Consider the following 19,713-nt stretch of genomic DNA (forward strand, 5'->3'; position numbering starts at 1 on the left):
CGAAGATCGGCTCCCCCTACCACTTCGGCTACAAGGGGCCATCGGAGTTCGACTGCTCCGGCTTGATGATGTGGGCTTACGCCCAGGCCGGCTACCAGCTCGGTCCCGACACCTACGCCCAGCTGAACGACGGCACTCCGGTGGCCTCCGTCTCCGACCTGCGCGTGGGCGACCTGGTCTTCTTCAACGGCGGCGAGCACGTGGGCATGTGGGCGGGCAACGGCATCATCCTGCACGCCCCGCACACGGGCGCCGTCGTCCGCTTCGAGTCCATCACCACGATCGGCACGATCTACGCGATGCGCCACATCTGAACCGCTCTCAGCACGCCCTGCGCCCAGGCATTCGGTCAGATCCTCCCGGTTGCGGGGCCAAGAGCGTGTTGCGCCGGGTCGGAGGCACTTTGGCAGCGGGCGACGGAGGTGGACGCCGTCGCCCCACCACCGACGCGATCGACATCCTGGGCGCGCGTCCTTGGCCGGCTCCCTGCTCGCCGCGGGGGCCGGCTGGCCCATCGATGCCGCCACCGTCACCTGGCGCTTCCTCATTGAGACCGTCACCTTGACCGGTCAACGCCGGTACATCCTGGCCGTCATCGAGCGATCAGACGCGAAGCGTCGCATTGCGCCCCGCAGGAGGTGCTGGGTGGAGGTTGCCGACGACCACACCCTGGTGACAGATGCTGACCATTCGTCCACCGGTCCAGCATGCGGAGAACGCGCGGACAGCGTTCGCGCTTGCGTTCCCACATCGACGATCGCGGAGTTGATCTGCTCGGGTGCCATGACGACGCCCAGGAGCCAGGTGTGGGAGTTTGGGGAGCCTGGAGGTAGGCTCCCCTACGTGTTCCCTCGCCTGAGCGCTCTTCTTAACATTGACGACCCCAGCTCTCCGGACTCGGACAGCGCGGCAGCGGAATGGCTTACTCAAGGACTGCAAGCCGTCGCTCCCAGTGCATGGCTCTGGATCGCCGACAACGGAATTTTTCCCCCCAGCGACGATACCTGCGGTCCACCTGACGGCTATGCCACCGCAATCTTCGCCCGGATGTCCGGTCGCCCCGATGCTGTTGTGGAGATGCCGAGCACAGCCGATCCTGACGAATGGATCAAAGGCAACATTTCCGAGCGACCCTTGAACATGGGCGTGTCCGTTTTTCGGCTCGACTCCCAAGGCATGGTCGCCCAAGACAAGAGCCAATCACTGCGCCTGGACGCCGTGTGGGATGTCGCATTGGACGGCATTGCGCAGCCGTCACCGAACCTGCTTGTCTCGACCACTCTTGGCGACCCCTCATCGCCCACCCCGCAGGATTCTGCCGCCGAGGCGCTCCTCGGGCTCGTCAGGCGTACTGCAATGCTGGCCAGCACCTCTTTCGGGCATGTCTGCGACGACGCAGGATACAGCGGTCTCACCTCCCTTGATGAGGTCCTCTGGCGAGGTGGCCATCGCAAATCATTGGCTGCGGCGAGGTCCGTTCTTCGCGGCTATTCGTGGGCTACGGTATTGCCCCGAGAGTTGGTCGACAGGCTCGGGGGAGCTTCCGCGCTGAGCGATTCCGACGCCTTTGTTTCCGTGGACGAGCTTCGTGGCGGCTCTGTCGCTCTCCAGGCGACCGAGCGTTTTTCGTCATACGACGAAGCAGCAGTTCTGCGCGTATTTCGGGCGGTCGCCCCTGTGCTCCCCCCGGGGACTCCGCGTGAGACCATCGCGGGTCGTGCGGAGGGACGCAAGCGAAGCATCGTCTGGGAGGATGCGGCTCGCTTCGCATAATCTCGGCAGCGCCAAAGGAGGGCCCCGGTGCGCGTGCACCGGGGCCCTCCTTCAGTTGGCTATCTCAGAACCAGGCCCCGACGGGGACTCCGCCGCCCCCGCCGAACCAGGGAAAGAGGGGAATTGACGGCATCTGAGGTGCGTTGGGCACTACCGGGTTCTCGCCCTGAGGGAGCACCGGGTAGAGCCCCGAACCACCGCAGCCGCCATCGGCAAGTGCCGCTATCAACCCGCATCCTGCCCCCTGCTGTGCCGGCGCCGGTGCTGGCGCGGGAGCTTTCTGTGGCTCTGTCTGCGCCTTCTTCTGGGCCTTGGGGTACGCGTAGAAGCGCAGCCCCTCGTCACCTGCATCGGGGCTTCCTGACCAGATGTTCATGACCTGGCCCGCCGTCTTCTTCTGGACCGATGGTGCTGCACTGCTTGGCAGTCCGAAGCCTGGCAGCACCCGGTAGCTTCCCTCACTGGAATCTTCGTCGAGCTTTTCCTGCAGCCTCTCGATGTAGCGGGCCAGTTGGATCGGTCCGAGTACGCCGTTCGAGACCCAGTTGCCGTTGATCTTCGCACTGCCACCGCGGCTCTTCACCTCCCAGACGTACACCTCGTGGTCGTCCGTCCACAGGATGATGTCGGCGTAGCCAGTGCCCCCGCTACCATCCCGGGCTCCGCCAGGGATCTCGTTGTCCTTGTTGCTGATGGTGATCTTTCCGGTGATATGGAGGCGCACCATCTCCTGCTTGATCACGCGAACAGTGTCAGCGACGACGATGTCGTGGTCGTTGCTGATGTTCTCCGTCTCAGCTGCTGCTGCGGCGGCCAAGGCATCCTGCTCGGCCGCGATTTCGGCGTCGATTTTCTCTACGGCGGCTACGCTTCCGCAGACCTCGTCGTCACAGACCATGTTGCCGCTGGGGTCGCTTTGAGTGGCCGGGTTGTTGCCGGCGTAGTCGTAGCCTCCGAGTTGCTGAGGGTCGGTTATCTCAAAGACGGGGTCCGCGGAGATGAAGCGCCCAGTCTGGACGTCGTACTGACGAGAGCCCAGTGTTTCCAGTCCCGTGACTGAGTCTGGGGCGCCGCCGACATAGCCCCGGTCGCCCGGCCAGGAGGGCGCGGTGCCGCGGGTGCCGCCGAAAGGAAGGTACTGACGGCGGGTTACGTTCTGGGTCTGGTAGTCGATGGCGAGGGTGTCGGTGCCCTGCCGGTTCGGGATGAGGTATTGGATGTCGCCGGTGTTGGATCGCTCGGCGATGGTGGCGCCGGCGATGGTGTAGTAGCGAGTGCCGGTCAGGGACTGGGAGGACAGGTTCTCAACGATCTGCATGTCGCCGAGGAACAAGGTCGCCTGGGTGGGTCCTGTACGCAGGGCCTGGTTCCCGTCGGAGTCGTACAGGTAGCTGGTGGTGCCAGCGCTGTTGGTGTCCGTAGCGAGCTTGCCCTGGTCGGTCCACGTCAGTGTCTGGTTGCCGAGGGCTCCGCCGCTGATGGCCTTGGTGTTGCCGGAGCCGTCGTAGGCATATGTGGCGGTGTTGGCCGCAGCGTTGGGGCCGGTGGCTGTGGTGCTGGTGAGTGTGTGCGGTTGGTCCGTGGCGGATCCGGCGGCCGGGTAGTTGTAGGTGGTGGTGGTGTCGTTGGCCGTGTTGCCGGTGGTGTCGTGGTCGGTCTGGGTCAGGCGGTCGCCGGCCGCGTCGTAGGTCCAGGTCTGCCAGTAAGGGTTGGTGCCTCCGACGCTGCTGCTGCTTCCGGGCTGCGGGGTGGCGGCGCAGTGGTCGGTGGCAGTCCACGCGCCGGTCAGGTGGGTGGCGTAATCGTAGGTGTAGCACTGGGTGTCGACCGTGGTGCCGCCACTCTGAGAGTCGGTGGTCGAGGTCAGCAGTCCGGCGCCCTTGGAGACGGTTGAGTTCCCGAAGGTGTAGCTGGTGTCGTCGACCACGGTGCTGCTGGTGGAGTCGGTGGTCTTGGCGTCGGTGACGGCGTCGGTCTGGGGATCGTAGGACAGGGTCAGGTCGACCCAGCTGGTGGATGGGCCGAGGGTGTACTGCAGCGGGTGCCCGTACTCGTCATAGCCGACGGCCTGGGCGTAGTTCCAAGCGCTGGTGCCGCTGCTGGCGAGGCTGGTGGGCTCGCTGTAGTTGTCGTAGCCGGTCGTGACGGTTTCGGCGGGCAGGCCGCCAGCGGCCGGGTCCTGCTGGCTGGTCTGGTTGCCCGCTGTGTTGAATCCGTAGCTGGTGACGTAGCCGCCGGACGGCGCGAGCGGCGCCTCGCTGGCAGGCAGGTTGGCCAGAGTCGTCTTGGATGCGGCGACCTTGGCAAAGCTGTTGTACGACAACACCGTGGAGGTGACTGAGGCGCTCGCCGTGCCGAGCTGGTAGGAGGTGGCTGCGGTCGGGTAGCCCTTCTTCAGGGTGTCGTAGGTCCAGGCGCCGATCTGGTTGGTGGCCGCCTGGGTGACGTTGCCGGTGGTGTCGTACGCGGCCGTCTTGCGCCCGTCCAGGTCGTAGGTGTAGCTGGTCTGCTTGCCGCGCGCGTCCGTGACCGACAGAAGTTGCCCTGCGTTGTCGTAGGTGCTGCTGGTGATCCCTGTGTCGGGGTCACTGACGGAGGTTCGCAGGCCGAGCAGGTTGTAGGACCAACTCCAGCTGTTTCCTGCTGCGTCCCTTTCCGAGGCCAGCTTGCCGTCGGGGGTGTACGCGTACTGCGTGTTGCCGTAGTCGCTGGATGGGTCGTTGACTGGGTCGGCAGGGACCCCGTTGTGGTACTGGTACAGGTTCGTGGTGCGTCCGCGGGCGTCGGTGATGACCGTCTGGGCCGTGGCGCCGGACGGGGGCACGGTGGTGATGAAGTTGCCGCCGTAGGTGTAGCCGGTCTGCCAGGTCTGGGTGCCGAGCGCGTAGGCGATGGTGGCGCTCTTCCGTCCGGCCCCGTCGTAGCTGTAGCCGGTCTCGGAGGGGACCTGACCGTCCTGGGCCTGGACGAGCGTTCCGCTCGGGGCCCCGGTGGTGTAGTAGGGATCGGCGGTCTTGGAGACCAACCCGAGCGTGTTGTAGACGGTGTCGGTCACGTCGCGCCCGCCGTCCAGCGTCGCGGTCTGCGTCTCACGCACCCGCAGCAGCGCATCGTAAAGGGTCTCGCTGGTACGGTAGTTGGTTCCATCGTTGTCGAGTGTCTGCGCTGTCACCAGCGACGGCGCGGAGTTGGACACCGAGTAGCTGTACTTCGTCACCGCACTCGTGATGCCGGGCTTGAAAACTGCGGTCGTGCGGCCGAGGGCATCGAACTGCGCCGAGACCTGGTATCCCCCCGAATCGGTGACGGACTTTTGAAGCGCCCGGAGAGAGTCGTAGCTCGTGGTGCTCGTGTGTCCGAGCGGGTCGGTCATGGTCACCGAGGTTGGCTGGGCGCCGGTCGCCGGGGTGTAGGCGGTGCTCGTCTGGCGGCCGTCTGCGTCCTTGACGGATGTCGGGCGCCCGTACTGATCCGAACTCACAACCGTGGACATCGTCGTGTAGGTCGGCGTACTGCCCGTGTAGGACGTCGCCGTCTGCACCATGGTGGGGTCGCCTGCGGTGGGTGCGCTACCAAAGGTGGCGGACCCGTCGTAGAAGGCACGCGTGTCGGAGACAGCGTTCGCGGGAAGCGTGGGAGTCGTCGAGCAGGTCACCGATACGGTCTGGACTTCGTCGGTCTTGTCCAGGATCCACGCGGTGGTGTTGTCGGCGTAGGTCGCGGTGGTGCACAGATCGTCCGCCGACGTGGAGACGTCGCCGAGGTCATTGACCTTGGTCGCTCGGCCGTAGGAGTCGTAGGTGTAGTCGGTTTCCGTTTCCCGGGTCGCTCCGGAGGCCAGCGGGGTGAAGTCGCGGGTCTTGGCGCTGCCGGTGTGGAATGCCTGCTGGGACGGAAGCCCGGAGAGAGCGCGCGTCGCGGTCGCGGAGGAGGTCCACGGGTCGGTGATGGTGTCGGTGACCTGCTTGCCCGAGCCAGCACCGTTGTAGACGATCGTCTCGTAGGTCATGCCAGCGAACTGGTTCGAGTCCGCGATCGCGGTGTCATTGCGCGAATCGGTGATCGATACGGAGCGGGTTCCGTTGCTGGGCAGGGTGTCGCCGTCCATGCCCCGGAAGTAGGTGTAGTCGGTCTCGGTCACCGGGTCCGGGCTGGTGCCGGTGGTGACCTTCATGCCCTGGTAGCCGCGCCACTCACCCCATGTGCGCTGGTTGGAGGGCGTCAGCGGGTTGTCGTCGTAGTGCCAGGCGGGGCTTCCGACAGGTGTGTAAGTGGTGGCGATGGTGTCGTTGACGCCCCCACCAGTCGGATCCTGCTGGGTGACGCCGGTGACGATGTACTTGTTGAACCAGTCCTCGATCGGGCTGGTCTGGCCGTTCGGAGTCCAGTACGCCGGATAGCACAGCTGCGTGTTCTGACTCGGGTCACTCGGCACTGACGTACCGCAGGCTGGCGCTGAGTAGCCGACGTTGATGACGCCGCCGGACTCAGTGATGATCTTGTTGAGGCGGTAGCGCGTGATCGGGGGGTAGCCGTCCGAGAGGTTCACCCGATTCGACAGCGGTGTCCCGGAGAACGAGATGGAAGGCATCGTGATGGATGAGCTGGAGCCGCCAGCCGTGGTGTCCTGACCGGTGCGGGTCAGCGTCGACAGCCACAGCGACGGATTGGTCGCGTCCCCGGTCGCCGGGAAGGAGTAGGTGAAAGCCCACGAGTCGACGTTGGTCTCGGTCGAACCGACCAGCGCCTGCGTCTGAATGCCCGTGAGCTCGTTCTCGGACCAGAACGAAGGCGCTTGCGCGCTACACGACGCCTTGCTCGCGCAATTCAGGTCGTAGGGGACGTCGGGCCAGTTCGACGCCGTCGAGGAAGTCAGTGTGGAGGTGGCGCACCCGGTCGACGAGGTGTTGCAGCGGCCGTTGTAGGAGAACGTCACCTGCGCGGCCGGGCTCGTGGAGTACACGGAACCGTCGCGCTGCCCGTACTGGATCTGGTGAAGGTAGGCGTCACGCGTGTACGCCGAGGTGGTCGGTGCAGTGGTCCCGAGGTCCTGGGCGTAGTAGTTCGTGTCGTTGTTGTAGAAGTACGAGACGACGTCGCCGTGTGTGTCTTTGACGTAGTCAAGCATCCACCGGTACGCCTGCTCGCAGTACGAACTGGAGAACGTCGAGTTGTAGCACGGCTGCCCGGAGGCGGTGGCGTACACCGGCTCGGTCAGAACGGAGTTTGTCGCCGTGTCACCGGAGGCCCAGCCGGGCAGCTGATTGAGCCCGAATGTGTACTGGGTGCCGTCCGGGGTCGTCACCCGCCAGTATTCGCCGTTCTGAGCGCCATTGCTCGCCCCGGTCAGATACTCGACCCTCTCGTTCGCGTCGTTTTGCGGATGCCACGCACCGGTGCTGTCGTCCTTGATCAGCGTGGTCGAGGAGCCATTGAGGGACAGGGTGATCTGGTTGTTCGACGACCAGCACTGGTCCCAGGTCTGCGTGGGGCCCGAGGGGTTCTGGTGGCAAGACTGATACGAGCGCTCGATGAAGCTCTCGCCCAGGGAGAAGCCGTCGCCAGCCACCGAGGCCTGGTTGTTCGTCGTGGAGGTCAGCCCGTCCAGCGCCTGAGAGTTGTATGCGAGAGACAGTTTCGGCGACAGGCCGCCTGGCACGGGCGGAGTCGAGAACGGGTAGGACCAGGTGAACGCGTCCGCGCTGCCGCCTGCCTGCCAGGTGCTGGAGGGCTTGAGGGAGGTCTGGGTGAAGTCACCGCCTCCGCCGCCGGCCGAGGAGTCGGCGGCAAGGACCGTCGCGCCGGCTGACATCACGGCGCTCGCCTGGACCGCTGGACCGGTCTTGGAGGAGGACCTGGCCGCCGAAGTGCTCGACGAGGACAGCTGGGCCGAGATCTTCTCGGACTTGGTCGAGTTGCGCGTCGTGAGCGGTGTCTGGGAGCGGCACGTGGCAATCTGAGGTGTGGTCAGCGCGCACGCGGGCAGCTGCACAAGGTGCAGCCGCGAGGCCCAGTCGCCGCCGAACGCGTTCGCGAACGCCCCGTAGTCCAAGGTGACATTGAGCCGCCCCGCCTGGAGCGGAGCCCTGACGGCCACCAGGACTCCGTGCACCCCTGCGGCCGCAGCGGCCTGACGCGACAGGACCGACACGGACACGGGTGTCGAAGTGCCTGCGGCTCCCGTTCCGGACACCCACACCGGCAGGGAGCCGACGCGCTGGGGCGCCTGGGGTATCGTGCCGGCGGTGCTGCGGGCCGTCGCAGCCGACGAGTGCGCAGGTGTCGCAACGGTAACTTCGGCCGAGCCCGACGGCCAGACCGTGGTGGGCGCGTGCCAGGTCGCCAGCGGCGTGGTGTGCCGGTAGTGCGACAGGACCGGTGCGACAGGAACCGGCCTCGTGTGTGGCGCCTGCGGTATCGCACGCGCGTGCGCGAAGGCGGGTGCGGAGCCGAGTGCTGCGGTGAACAGTACCGCGGTCACGGAAGATGCGACTGCACTCCTGAGCGTCGTCCATCCTCGGTGCCTGTGTCTAACGGAAGTTCGCCGGTGCATGCCGGGTTTCACAGCGTCCGCCCCTCGTCAAACCTGGTTTGATCAAGCAATTCGAGCGGACGCTAACAGCGGTCCAAGGAGCTCCGGAAGCGAGCGTTGCTGTGGCTCTTACCCCAGCCTCACGAAGGACTGATCGGTGCAAGCAGTGACCGGACAACACAAATGACGCTGGAGCGTTGGCGCTGCCAGAGCGCTTCAGAGCAGACCGGACGACTGGAAGGTGCCCCAAACGTCGTCGCAATTGGCCGACCAGGATGCGGATGCGTCTTACCGAACTATTGATTCGGACACATCGGCACATGTTTTGACCTGCAGTCACAATCCTTTGGATCATGGCGCCTCAGCTACCGGCGCGCCCCTCGACGTCTGCCGTGCCCCGAGGGCAGCATGATCGTTGGGCTTGCTGTGACCGGTGGGCGCAATCCGCCGCAGCTGACGCATGAACAGCGGGCGCTGATCGAGCCGTTGCTGCCGCCGGCACGAGTGGGACCGAGGGTGGTCTGTGCGAGAAGCACCCGCGGCGTCGGATCCTGGACGCGATTTTCTACCTGGTTCGGACCGGCTGCTCCTGGCAGCAGTGGACGAAGGACCTCGCGCCGTGGCCCACCGGTGTACTGGTGCTTCTCGTGGTGGCATGACGACGGCACGGTCGGGCGGCTCCACGACGCGCTCCGGGATCAGGGCCGTGCGGCCGCGGCCGCAACATCGAGCCTGCCGCTAGGCTCATCGACGCGCAGTCAGTCCGCACCGCCGACACGGTCCCGGTCGTTACCAGAGGCTTCGACACAGGTAAGAAGGTCAAGGGCCGCAAGCGGTTCATCGTCACCGACACCCTCGGCCTGCTGTAGGCCGTCCACGTCGGCGCGGCGAACGTGCAGGACCGCGACGGTGCCAGGCATTGCCCTGCTGTGGACCCGACCATCCCGGCGTCCAGCCAGGACTGCACCACGTGGTCGTCGTCCAGCTGGTTGAGGTTGGCGAGGACGCAGGTCAGTGCGCCCTTCAGGAGGGGGAAGCGCCAACTGCGAGGCGTGCGCCCTGGAGATCCAGCAGCGCCTCGGAGGCGGCCGAATCATCGAGATCTCGAACCGTGTCATGCCCTTCGGCGGGATCCTGAACTACCGCGGCGAGTCCGAGAGCGGGTGGAAGGTCCACTACGCGGTGGAGATGGACGGGATGGTCTTCGACGACTGGACCGGCCGGGACGGGGAGACGATGGAGGAGTACATGGCGAACTTCGACGACATGGGCCCAGGGTCGGGCGCGGAATGGACGGGGGCGCAACGGCTCCCTGGCTCCGAGTGACGGCGGCGGGTTCCGGTTCGTCCCGGAGGGAGAAGGCGATGGTGCAGGCAGCACAGGCAGCACAGGCAGCACAGGCGGCGCGGGCGGCGGTGCCGAGTAGATGACCCCGCTCTCCGAGGAGGAGATCCTCGCTTTCGCCCGTTCGAGGCCGGCCATATTCGGCCTGGACGGCTCGTTCGGAGGGTACGTTGCCTTCTTCATGGGGATGGAGTCCGCTCGGTCCCCGGGGTTGGTGGCTGCACTCGAGGACTGGTTGGTCGAGCACACAGGACGCAGGACCAACCAGGTCTGGTACGTGCGGGTCCTTGAAGAGGCCGGCCTTACGGACTGGCCGACGCGGGACTGGCGCCGTCTCGAACCCGAGGACAACGCCCGCGTGGTCGCCAAGCTGTTCGAACTGCTCGAGGAGATGGTTCGCGCAAGCGGACCGACTGACAGCGGCGGGCACCCGCAGTAGACCGCCCGCCCGGCGGCTCCCGCGCTGCAACCGCCGCGGTATGACGCACGGCCGCAGCCCCCTCCGCACGCGGAGGGGGCTGCGGCCGTGCGGCCGGGGATTGAGCGGGCTTCAGCGTGCCGCTCTCAGGGGAAGCCGCGGATCGCGCCTGGGCCCGCACTTCCCGCTCTCCGGGGGCACCGCGGTGCGTGGCGGCCTCAGAAGAGCCGCGCCGGCCGGGCCCCGGCCGGGTCCGGCCGGTGCGCGGCGTGCCAGGGCGGTGTCCAGCCGTGCTCCCGCGTCGATCACGCGGGCGGTTCGCCGTGCTCGAAGAGGATCGATGTGAAGGTGTCCCGGGTGTCCGCACGGTTCCAGTCGCGCTGAAGTTCGCAGATCAGCTGCACCCAGCTGACCGGCTGTCCGCCCGCCTCGGCGACGCGGGCCAGCGCGGCTTCGTGTGCCTCGACGGAGGCAAAGCGGCTGGACCGACCCCACCACCGGCCTCGTCAACATGCACGCACGCTGGTACATGCCCGGCACCGGCACCTTCGCCTCACGCGACAGCTGGACGCTCAACCCCAACCCCAAGTCCATCCAGGGCAACCGCTACACCTATGCCGACGGTGACCCACTCGACGGCACCGATCCGACAGGGCACGTATCCCCCGTGGAGTGCATCGAGTTCGGTATGGAGTACGGCGTCGAGGCCGAACTGTGGTGCCTTCTTGAGGCCGGTGACGGTGGCTCGTCCAGCCTCATCCCAGCGGGTGGAGGTGGTAGCGACGAGACAGCCCGCCAGCGCCTGTGCGATACCCACTCCTGGCTTCAGGAGTGCGGCGGCGACGGAACCCAGCCGGGTGGCGGCGTCACGGATGTCTTCAACCCGGGTGGAAACGGTGGCGGTGGAAACGGTGGCGGCGGCGGAAACGGCGGTGGCGGTGGCGGTGGTGGTGGCGGGAACTGCTACCTGAACTGCGGCCCCAAATTCGACCCGACCCCGATCAACAAGCGCCCGCACATCCACGACAACCCACTCAGCTGGATCGAGAGGGAAGTCACCCACCTAGCCACGGGCCTCATCACCGGCGTCGCCGCTGGAGCCGGTGCCTTCGCGAGCGCTGCTGCCACAACGGTGACCACACTGACAGCCGATGCTGTTGACGCGGCATTCGCGGACATCATCGCAAACTTCTCCGACGAGCCGGCACCCGGGCCAACACCCGATCCTGACCCAGAACCGCGAGTGGGGCCGGGCGGTGACGGGGTAGTGGATACACGACGCGACCGTAGAGGGGATCGGTGCATCGACCACCCTCCGCCGGGGTCAGTGCCCAATGGAACGAGTGGTGGCTGGTCATGGTACGGAGATGTGGACCCGAATACGGGTGCAGCAACTGGAGCCGGGGCGTGCCTTTTCGGTCCCGTCGGCAAGGGTGGTGACCCGACGCGCAACGTCGCCGGTTATCCCGACGCGGTTAGCAAGGCGGACAGGATTATGGAGGACTCTTCAACGGACTGGGTTTCCCGCTGTCACCTACTCCCAAAGGATCCCGGAGGGGCTGGCGCCGCTCAAAACCTGGCGCCGTGCTGGCAGTACCCCGTCAATACGGGAAGAGGTGGAATGTACGATGTCCAGATCAAGGCTGATTATTTGCGCGACCAAGGAAAGATCGTGGAGTTCTCGGCCAAACCGATTTATCGCTGGCCGGGAAAGAGCACCATCCCGACTGATTTTCAATATGTTTTGGTATGGTACAACGCCGATGGGACGGATGTGCACGAGAAGGACTATGACGTCGAGAACTGTCGATGGCTCGGCGAACGCTGCTACAACCTAGGGAACTGAGGAGAGGTCTTGTATTCAGGTCTGCAATTTCTTGAATCAAAGCTGCAGCCGCCGCCAATTCGAGGTGGCATCTCGATTTCGAGGCCAGCCGTCCGTGCCGAAATTGGCATAGATCTGCCGGAGGACTATCTGCAGTTTTGTGAAACATTTCCTCCGGGGAAGATCGCCGATGAACTGAGAATCTTCTCCCCTTTGATCCGTCGGGGGAGCGGTTGGCGCGTTGATGGCGGCGGATTTATCCGCATGGTCGAATATAACTCGCGAGAGATTGGGGCTGCTCTTACTGAGATTGACGAAATTAGGCCTGGTGCCTGCCCATACGTTTTCTATCCAGAATCCGGTGGACTGCTCGCATGGGCCTCTAATCCAAATGGAGACCATTGCTTCTGGCTCACGAGTGAAGCCGATCCAAATACCTGGCCTTGCCTTGTTTGGTTCCGCGGAGACAGACCAGGTGAGGCATGGAGACGTTATGATCTTACAATGGTCGAACTGCTCTCGGTTCTTCTTCTGAAAGAGGATCCATTGCTCAATCGACTGCTCGCGTCTGGTTCCACGGAATGGACATGGTCGATGCGTAAAGCAAACTAAGTCGTCCGATTTGGCGGAGCCTTCTGGCGGTGATCGACGACGATGGCGCCGTCGGCTTGTTTCATCTTGCGGGAGAGAGCCCTGGTCCAAAGGAGCCTGCAGCTGCCTCCGTATACTGGTGACCCTGTCGAAAGTGGGTGGCTGTCCAGGAGTTCCTCGATCCGTGGGCCAGGTCTTTGCCGAGTCCAGGATGGCGGCCAGCGGGCCGGCCAGGCTGGGAACGGTCAGTGCGGCCGCTTGTGTGCCCCGAGCGACGACGGTCTGCTCGTCAAGGGCAGCGAAGGTGTCCTCGGCGAGCCGCTCAGTCATCCGCGGGGCCTTCGGCTGCTGCAAGTCGACCAGTCGACGGCATCCGGCCTTGCGGATCTGGGCAGGAGAGCCGAACCGCTCCAGCAGGGCGAGGACAACGGGGTGCTGGAGTCGTGTTGCACTTCGCACCTTGAAGCCCGAAGGGTCAATCGCCGCAGGTAGGAACGTGCAAGGACGTCGATGGTGGCTGGGAATCCGCGCGGGTAGTCATCTCTCTCGTGTGCCGGATCCTGTGGCTGCCGACTATTACGTCAACACAGGTCAGCAGTTCGAGGTGTGATCTGGCGGCTCAAGACCAGCGGGCAGTGGTGGGAGATGCCCCGGGAGTTCGGCGCATGGTCGACCGTTTCCAACCGCTTCCGCCAGTGGCGTAACGTCGGCGTGTTCGAGGCGCCTGATCGCGGAGGCTGCGAAGCGGGGCGACGTGGACCTGCCCCTGGTCAGCATCGAGTTCACCACCGCGCGCTCACCACGATGCCGGGATGCACCTGAGCCTGGACGTGCTCATCCCTTTGGAGAAGGCTGCCGCTGAGGAGGAGAAGGCAAGGTCAAAGGGGCTACCGTGAAGAACAAAGCGGATGGGACAATGCAGCTGACCCCGGGCGGGAGGAGCGACGACTAGTCCGACGCCGCCGGAAGCTCCGGCGGAAGTCCGCCCTCATGGGACGCTCTCGGGGGGGCCAGACCAGCAAGGTCCACCTCGCCGCCGACCGCAAGTGCCGGCCGCTGGTGTTCATCCTGACCGCAGGGCAGGCGGCCGACAGCCCGCAGTTCATCCCCGTCCTGAACAAGACCCGGGTCTGTGGTCCCGTCTGCCGGCCCCGCACCCGGCCCGACGCTGTCGCCGGGGATAAGGACGCCCTCGACCGGGCCCGACGACCAGTCAGTGCTCCCTCCCCGGGCAGGTGACCGCACTTGCCGGCTCTCGTCCTCATCCGCTCTTGAGCCAGGGGAGGGACTTCCCAACAACGTCCTGGACCTTGTCCGCCACCGGAACCCCGCCAGTGACAAGCGAAAGGGCCGCAGCCACGAGAAGGCTGATCCTGATGCTGGCAGCCACCTGGCTGCCTGCCAGCTGATGGATCATCGGGAGGAGGAGGGCGAAGCCCGCCAGGACACCTGCTGGCCATACCCGTTGCCACACGCGGTACCAGCGGCGAGGACTGACCACAGCCGGGGCGTGTTCGGTCAGCGCGGTCCAGTCGCCGCGACTCCAGCACAGCAGGCCGTGACAGATCGATGCCTCGACCCGCTCGAGCTGGTCGGCTCGAAGCGCGGTCAGAACCGGTTCCTTGTGCAGCCTGATGAGCGCGGCGAGACGCGCCCCCTCCTTGCGGGCCAAGGCCCTTGCCCGGTAGTCCGTCAGCGGCGCCCGGTGCTCGAAGGGCGGGTAGTACTCCGCGGTCCACGCCAGAGCTTCCAGACGCACAGCGAGGGATCTGGCCTGGGCGTCGTTCCACTGCCCGGCGCGACGAACGTGACCGATGCGAGCAGCAATCGCCAGGAGCCCCATCATCATGACGTCCAGGCTCTGGTGGCGGTAGTGACGCAGCATCCTTCGGGTGAAAAGCCATGCCGCCGTCGCCAGAGTGGCAATGGCGATCGTGAACACGTCCAGGGCTATGGGCCAGGAGAGCGTCCGACGGCTATACGAGGCGGGAGCGGGGTGCGTTGCAGAGAGATAGCCAAGGGTCAGGAGAGCGAGTGGGAGTACGAACGCGGAGGCACGACGCAGGAAGTGAATGAACAACTGCGGCCAACGGCTTATACCGTATGACGCCAATTTCCCAAAGACGCGTGCGAGCAGTAGCAGGCTGATGACTCCGGTGATGCCCGTCCCTGCCAGCAAGACTTCGGAGGCGTAGGTTCCCGGCTGGGGGGAGGTGAGGATCTGGAAGGTCAGTGGCGCTATGAGGACGAAGCCTGCAGGGCCCAACTCCCAATGTGCCCAGAACGTGTCCCGGCGAAGAATGACCCGGGACGCAGCCTTGAGCACACTTCGCGTCAACGCTACGCGTTCAACTTCGGGGATCCCCTGCAGGAGGCGCATGTCTTCACGGAGGCGGCGATGCACCTCGGAGAATTCGACTCTGAACACGCTGATGTTCTCCAACGTCTCTGGCCTGTGTGTCAAACACGTCGGCAGCGGAACTGGATCCGCGCAGGCTCATACAGCTCCGAGGCATCATCTTCGTCTCCTTCAAGGCGAGGCGGCGTGGCCCCACGCGGAAACCGGACTAGCCCCCGCACGTGGGCCTTGCTGTATCTCGCCTTCAGGGCCTCTGAGCGACACCGCGATGCCGTCCAACGTTTCGCAATTCGCCGATGCCACGCAGGCCGTAGCGGTGATCACCGCGCGTGTGCATGATGTCTGCCAGCCGACGTCAGCCTGAGGACTCAGGTTTTTTGAGCTTCATGCTTCGCATTCGCGGTCTTTCCCATGGCTGCTGCGCGGAACCTCGGTACAAACGCCCCGACCACGCCCACCATGCCCGTGCTTCCCCAGGCACTAGCCACCCACGGCTCGTTGCGCAGCACCGCGACGACCGCGGCAGCGAGCATTCCCGCGGCGAGCATGAACCCTGCGATGAGCCCGCCTCCGCGCAGCAGGAAGTCCTGTTGCGCCTCCTTCTCGTCCAGGGCGAGTTGCCGGTTGTGTGACGCCTCGCTGATGCGAAGTGCCTCCATCCGGGCCTCGTGCTGCCGCTTCAACTCCGGTTCCAAGCGGAGCAGCGCGGCCTTGAGGTGCTCGGGAGGAAGCACGGCCCACTGGGTTGCGATCTCCAGGCCGGTCGGCCCCGGAATGGCGGTAGGTGCGTCCGTCATTCGAGGGCACCTCCTCCCTGGCTTGGAACGAGGGGGGCGTTGGCGCTGGTGCCGCTCGGATCCGGCGGCGGCCCTAGGACGAGGAACAACTGGGTCAAGCCCTGACTGATCGACGCGGCGGCGTGGACGGTGTCCGGGTCGTCACCCACATCAAGTAGGGTCGGCCCGGGGGCTTCTGTCTCGGCCAGGGACCTCACGACCGCCTCGGCCTTGGCCGCGATGCCGCTGATTCCCCCGCCGCCAGCCGCCGCGACGATGCTGGTCGCGAATTTGGCGGTCTCCTGGCTGTCGAACACGATGAAGTCGAAGAGATGGACAGTGGCTCTTCTGGCTGCTTCTCGTGCGCGCCGTTGCTCAAGGCGATTCTCCAGGCGATGGATTCTGGCTTCGAAGCGGGCGAGCATGACAACCAGCGTCGCCGTGCCTGCCACGAACACGGCTGGGACAACGAACGCCACTGCGTTGGCCACTGATCCCCCTTTCGCGGCGCGTCGTGTAGGGAGTCTGACACGCTCGGTAGCCGACGTGGGTCGATTCCTCGTGACCGGCCGGGAGTGGCGTTACTTTCGAGGCGTGGTGTCGTTGGGGGCTGACGGAGTGTGATCGTCGCGGTATGCCGGTTGTATGAGGTATCCGCAGGGCGGTGGGCTGACGCCGGAACGGCAGGCGTTTCGTGAGCGGATCCGGGTGGAGGCTGCCGAGCGGTTCGCCGCCGGGGCCACTACCGGGGAGGTCGCCAAGGACTTACGGGTCAGCGTGCGCTCGGTTCAAAGGTGGCATCGGGCCTGGAGGGAGGCTGGCACTGGCGGGCTCCGGTCCACGGGGCCGGTCTCCAAGCAAAGGCTGAGCGACTCCCTGTTCGCTGTGCTGGAGGTCGAGCTGGCCAAGGGCGCGGTCGCGACGGCTGGCCGGACCAGACATGGACCTGGCCCGGATCAAGACGCTGATCGGACGACGGTTCCACAAGTCGTTCACCTTGTCGGGCATCTCGCTGATGCTCCGCCGTCACGGTTGGAGCCATCAGGTCCCGGCCAAGGTTGCGCGTGAGCGGGACGAGCAGGCGGTGGCTGGCTTCGGGGCGCCTTGCTCAGGGGTGCTCATCCATCCGCATCTCCCGGGGAAGTCGGGTCCGTTGCGGCGGGGCATCAGGTTGGTTCGTTCTGGTGCGCAGGCGCCCCGCCCGCAGAAGTGCGGCTGGTGTGGTGGCGTTTCAGACGGCGGCGCGGCCGCCGTCGACCGGCAGGACCACGCCCTGGATGAACGAGGCCTCGTCGCCGACGAGGTAGGCGACGGCGGCAGCGATCTCGGACGGGTCGGCGGGGCGTCCGGCGGGCGCCTGGGAGGCGAGCTGGTCCAGGCCGTCGCCCATCGATGCGGAGCCCTCGGTGCGGACCGGGCCGGGGGCGACGGCGTTGACGCGCACGCCCTTGGGGCCGAACTCCGCCGCCCACGACTTCGTCAGCAGGTTCACTGCGGCCTTGCTCGAGCCGCAGAGCGCCATGCCGGGCATGCCGAAGTCCGCGACCATGGTGGACACGCTCACCACCGCGCCGCCTCCGCGCTCGGCCATGGCCGGGGCCAGTGCCGCGGTGAGGAAGTAGGGGGCCTTGACGTTCAGCGCGAACATGGCGTCGAAGTCGGTCACTAGCCTCCGACCCCCGCGCCGAGCCACGGCGTTTCTCGCCACGCGACGCCCTCGGCCCGACTGGTCCCGGCTGCCGCTATCCCTGACATCGCGACGAGGAGAGCGGACGAGCCCTGGGTCACCCTGGTCGGCGGTGATGGCCTGTCCCGCGCGTGGCGAGCGCGCGGACCGCGTCGGACGGCTTTGGCGCCGGACGCCAGGAACATTCCTGGCATCGAGAAGCGGTTGCGCTGGCAGGCCGAGCTCGTCCCGGTCGTCCAAGCCCGCCTGGTCGACGCCGCCGGCTGCCCGGCGATCCGCGCGCGAAGGCGATCGTGGCCACGGTCTTCGCCCGCGTCGACACCGCCATCCTCTGAATCTTCGCAGGGAATCCCGGCCTTTAGCCTCGCTCTTTCACGAGCTGGGATGTCCGGCAGGTGGTCGGTTGTCGGAAGAATCCTTCTGGCCAGCGAAAACGAGCACTGCCGAGGTCCTGCTTCCGCAGCGGCGGGTGCACTTCCCAGGTGAGCGACGTCTGTGCCGCGTGCAGCCCGAACGCGCGGAGGCTCGGGAGTTGGCCCCAGTCAGAACGGTGGCGACCACCGATCTGCCCAGGCCACTGTGCATCCAGCTTCGTTTGACGGCCAGACGCATACTCCTGGGAACGACGGGTGGGCCTACTTGCGGGCCCACTCACTCGCCCTCAGGGATCCCCCTTCCCAGTCGTCGATGCAGCAGTCGCCCGACGGAACAGACTGACGGACCGCCACGAGGCATCGAGGCTATGCGGCAACCGCGAACAAGGGGGCAGTGCCGTCGCCGATACCGGCAGCGAGCTTCCTTCCACTTGGATCGTACGACAGGCCGTTCACTACGTCTTGCACGTCCCACTGGGTCACGACTCGTCGGGCCGTCACGTCCCAGAGCAGGACCTGGGTGGGGGTGCCCGCGGCCAGATATCGCCCGGCCGGTGAGTACGCGAGCGCGCTGATGCCGTCCCCTACTTGATTGTCGGATGCGATCTTGGCACCTGTCCGGGTGTCCCACAGCGTGATCACCCCGGATAGGCCGTCGCGGACCCCGCCCTCCGCGAGGATCCGTCCGTCTGGACTGAAGCTGATCGACACGCCACCCTGCGAGCCAGGGAGTACCAGAGTTGTCTTGCCGGTGTTTGTGTTCCAGACACGCACCTGGCCGTTGTGGTCACTGCTGGCCACCAACCCGGGAACCGGCGCGAAGGCCACTTCCAGCACGGGCGCCGTGTGACCCGAAAGCGTCGCAACGAGCTGACCGCTGCCCATGTCCCACACGCGAAGGTCCCCGTCGTCGCAACCAGCCGCGATCTGGCGGCTGGTCGAGTCGAACGAGATGCTAAAGGGTTGCGCCGAGAGGCCACCACGGAGCTGTGGCCCAGGCGTTCCGGACTCCGCCCACCAGATACCGAGCGTTGTGGTGCACGCCGCGATCCAACGGCCGTCCGGACTGGCTGCGACCCGGGAGACCGAGCCGCTCTCTGTGAGTGACTGGGCGCGTTGGCCGGTCCTGATGTCCCAGAGACTCAGCCCGGTATCGGTGCCACAGGCCAGCGTTCTGCCACCCTGGCAGAACGCCACGTCGTTCACGTCTTCGTCCGCCACCTGGAGCACCGCGGCCGCGTGCGGCTTGGCGGCGTTGTAAAAATACAGGCCAACGGGGACAGCAGCGGCTGCCAGGGTGACGCTGCCAGCCGTCAGTAGCGCTCGCCGGGAGACATCCTGTTCCTTCGAAGCCATCAGCAGCTTCTTCCGTTTCATCCCTATCCGTCCGGGGCGTCTGTGATCTGCGCTTTGAGGGTTCGCTGAGGGGCAGTTCTTGGAGGTGCGGTGGGCGCCTGGCAGCCTTAACTGAAGCTGCCCAGTTCGTCCGCCTCACGCGCCTGCCGGGCTTCCTCGCGCCACGACTCGAAAGTCGCTTGCTGTTCGATGCCGAGCCCGGCGTGCAGCGCGGGCTTGATCTTGCCGCTCAGCAGGTTGACGAGGAAGTCGGCCATCCCGAGCGGGTAGTCGTGCCAGCCGTGGGTACGGGAGCGGACGGCTACCGTCCATCGGTCCGGATCGCTGTCCGTGCAGCGCCAGTAGAAGTCGTCGGCGTAGTCCGTCGCACCCCACAGCAGCAGGCCGTCAGCCGGCGGGTAGGTGCGTCCGTAGAGCAGGTGGTGGACGAAGGGGTAGTCGCTGGGCGGCGGGGTGACGATGGTCAGTGTCTCGTTGATCGTGCCCATCCCGTAGGCGGCCACGAAGTCCCGGTAGTCACCAGGAAGGCGCCACCCGAACTCGGCATGCACGCGACCCCAGTCCAGCGCGTCGCCGCCGTCCGGTGGCGTGGGCAGGAGCTGCAGCAGTTGTCCGACGGCAGGATGCACCATGACCTCCTGGGCGAACCCACCGTGGCACTGTCCGATGGGTGACCGG

14 protein-coding genes and 3 pseudogenes are annotated in these 19,713 nt (G+C 66.0%); 9 read left to right on the forward strand and 8 right to left on the reverse strand.

The features are described 5' to 3' along the window. Nucleotides 1-314: C40 family peptidase (locus tag TR49_RS35150; protein ID WP_042389511.1), on the forward strand; the 314-nt coding region annotated here is incomplete at its 5' end. Nucleotides 315-843: 529 nt separating this feature from the next. After that, nucleotides 844-1,773 carry a hypothetical protein gene (locus TR49_RS43310; RefSeq protein WP_152627616.1) on the forward strand — a complete coding sequence of 310 codons (930 nt, stop codon included), beginning with the start codon at nucleotides 844-846 and terminating at the stop codon, nucleotides 1,771-1,773. Nucleotides 1,774-1,837: 64 nt separating this feature from the next. Here the strand turns inward: TR49_RS43310 and TR49_RS35155 are convergent, their stop codons facing one another. After that, nucleotides 1,838-8,254, reverse strand: coding sequence for an RHS repeat domain-containing protein (locus tag TR49_RS35155; protein WP_152627617.1), 6,417 nt, complete (start codon nucleotides 8,252-8,254; stop codon nucleotides 1,838-1,840). A gap of 572 nt (nucleotides 8,255-8,826) precedes the next feature. Here TR49_RS35155 and TR49_RS46900 point away from each other — a divergent pair. The 5 genes from TR49_RS46900 (at nucleotide 8,827) to TR49_RS43320 (ending at nucleotide 12,504) form a co-directional block, all read left to right on the forward strand. Continuing rightward, nucleotides 8,827-8,964, forward strand: coding sequence for a transposase (locus tag TR49_RS46900; protein ID WP_084725756.1), 138 nt, complete (start codon nucleotides 8,827-8,829; stop codon nucleotides 8,962-8,964). Between the two features lie 355 nt (nucleotides 8,965-9,319). After that, complete coding sequence (locus TR49_RS35160; RefSeq protein ID WP_042389513.1) at nucleotides 9,320-9,631, forward strand: hypothetical protein; 312 nt, start codon at nucleotides 9,320-9,322, stop codon at nucleotides 9,629-9,631. A 100-nt stretch (nucleotides 9,632-9,731) separates the two neighbouring features. Further along, nucleotides 9,732-10,088 (forward strand): hypothetical protein, encoded by a 357-nt coding sequence (locus TR49_RS35165; protein ID WP_042389514.1) that lies wholly within the window; start codon nucleotides 9,732-9,734, stop codon nucleotides 10,086-10,088. 490 nt (nucleotides 10,089-10,578) lie between these two features. Continuing rightward, entirely contained in the window at nucleotides 10,579-11,913 is a 1,335-nt protein-coding gene (locus TR49_RS46525) for an RHS repeat-associated core domain-containing protein (RefSeq protein ID WP_439654154.1), read from the forward strand. Between the two features lie 9 nt (nucleotides 11,914-11,922). Next, on the forward strand, nucleotides 11,923-12,504 hold the full coding sequence (locus TR49_RS43320) for a hypothetical protein (protein WP_152627618.1): 582 nt from the start codon (nucleotides 11,923-11,925) through the stop codon (nucleotides 12,502-12,504). A gap of 128 nt (nucleotides 12,505-12,632) precedes the next feature. Here TR49_RS43320 and TR49_RS46065 read toward each other — a convergent pair. Continuing rightward, nucleotides 12,633-12,927, reverse strand: a pseudogene (locus TR49_RS46065) (IS110 family transposase); the annotation flags it as partial. 144 nt (nucleotides 12,928-13,071) lie between these two features. On the opposite strand from TR49_RS46065, the pseudogene TR49_RS46070 reads away from it, so the two are divergent. Next, a pseudogene (locus TR49_RS46070) lies at nucleotides 13,072-13,692 on the forward strand (transposase); the annotation flags it as partial. A gap of 52 nt (nucleotides 13,693-13,744) precedes the next feature. Here the strand turns inward: TR49_RS46070 and TR49_RS35170 are convergent. The 3 genes from TR49_RS35170 to TR49_RS35180 all read right to left on the reverse strand — a co-directional run bounded on the left by TR49_RS35170 (nucleotide 13,745) and on the right by TR49_RS35180 (nucleotide 16,109). Next, complete coding sequence (locus tag TR49_RS35170; protein ID WP_152627619.1) at nucleotides 13,745-14,926, reverse strand: hypothetical protein; 1,182 nt, start codon at nucleotides 14,924-14,926, stop codon at nucleotides 13,745-13,747. Nucleotides 14,927-15,210: 284 nt separating this feature from the next. Continuing rightward, nucleotides 15,211-15,639 carry a hypothetical protein gene (locus tag TR49_RS35175; protein ID WP_042389518.1) on the reverse strand — a complete coding sequence of 143 codons (429 nt, stop codon included), beginning with the start codon at nucleotides 15,637-15,639 and terminating at the stop codon, nucleotides 15,211-15,213. After that, nucleotides 15,636-16,109: a hypothetical protein gene (locus TR49_RS35180; protein ID WP_152627620.1), complete on the reverse strand. Its 474-nt coding sequence runs from the start codon at nucleotides 16,107-16,109 to the stop codon at nucleotides 15,636-15,638. Before TR49_RS35180 ends, TR49_RS35175 begins: the two co-directional genes overlap by 4 nt. 154 nt (nucleotides 16,110-16,263) lie before the next feature. Here TR49_RS35180 and TR49_RS47090 point away from each other — a divergent pair. Beyond that, nucleotides 16,264-16,780: pseudogene (locus tag TR49_RS47090) on the forward strand (transposase); the annotation flags it as partial. Nucleotides 16,781-16,849: 69 nt separating this feature from the next. Here the strand turns inward: TR49_RS47090 and TR49_RS44785 are convergent. From TR49_RS44785 to TR49_RS40615, 3 genes are all read right to left on the reverse strand, one after another. Continuing rightward, nucleotides 16,850-17,284 carry an SDR family NAD(P)-dependent oxidoreductase gene (locus TR49_RS44785; RefSeq protein WP_236653666.1) on the reverse strand — a complete coding sequence of 145 codons (435 nt, stop codon included), beginning with the start codon at nucleotides 17,282-17,284 and terminating at the stop codon, nucleotides 16,850-16,852. Between the two features lie 761 nt (nucleotides 17,285-18,045). Continuing rightward, complete coding sequence (locus TR49_RS35190) at nucleotides 18,046-19,056, reverse strand: WD40 repeat domain-containing protein (protein WP_042389524.1); 1,011 nt, start codon at nucleotides 19,054-19,056, stop codon at nucleotides 18,046-18,048. Nucleotides 19,057-19,142: 86 nt separating this feature from the next. Beyond that, nucleotides 19,143-19,667, reverse strand: coding sequence for a hypothetical protein (locus TR49_RS40615; protein WP_052434914.1), 525 nt, complete (start codon nucleotides 19,665-19,667; stop codon nucleotides 19,143-19,145). Nucleotides 19,668-19,713 lie beyond the last annotated feature (46 nt).

The organism is Streptacidiphilus melanogenes (genome assembly GCF_000787835.1).
GTDB lineage: Bacteria > Actinomycetota > Actinomycetes > Streptomycetales > Streptomycetaceae > Streptacidiphilus > Streptacidiphilus melanogenes.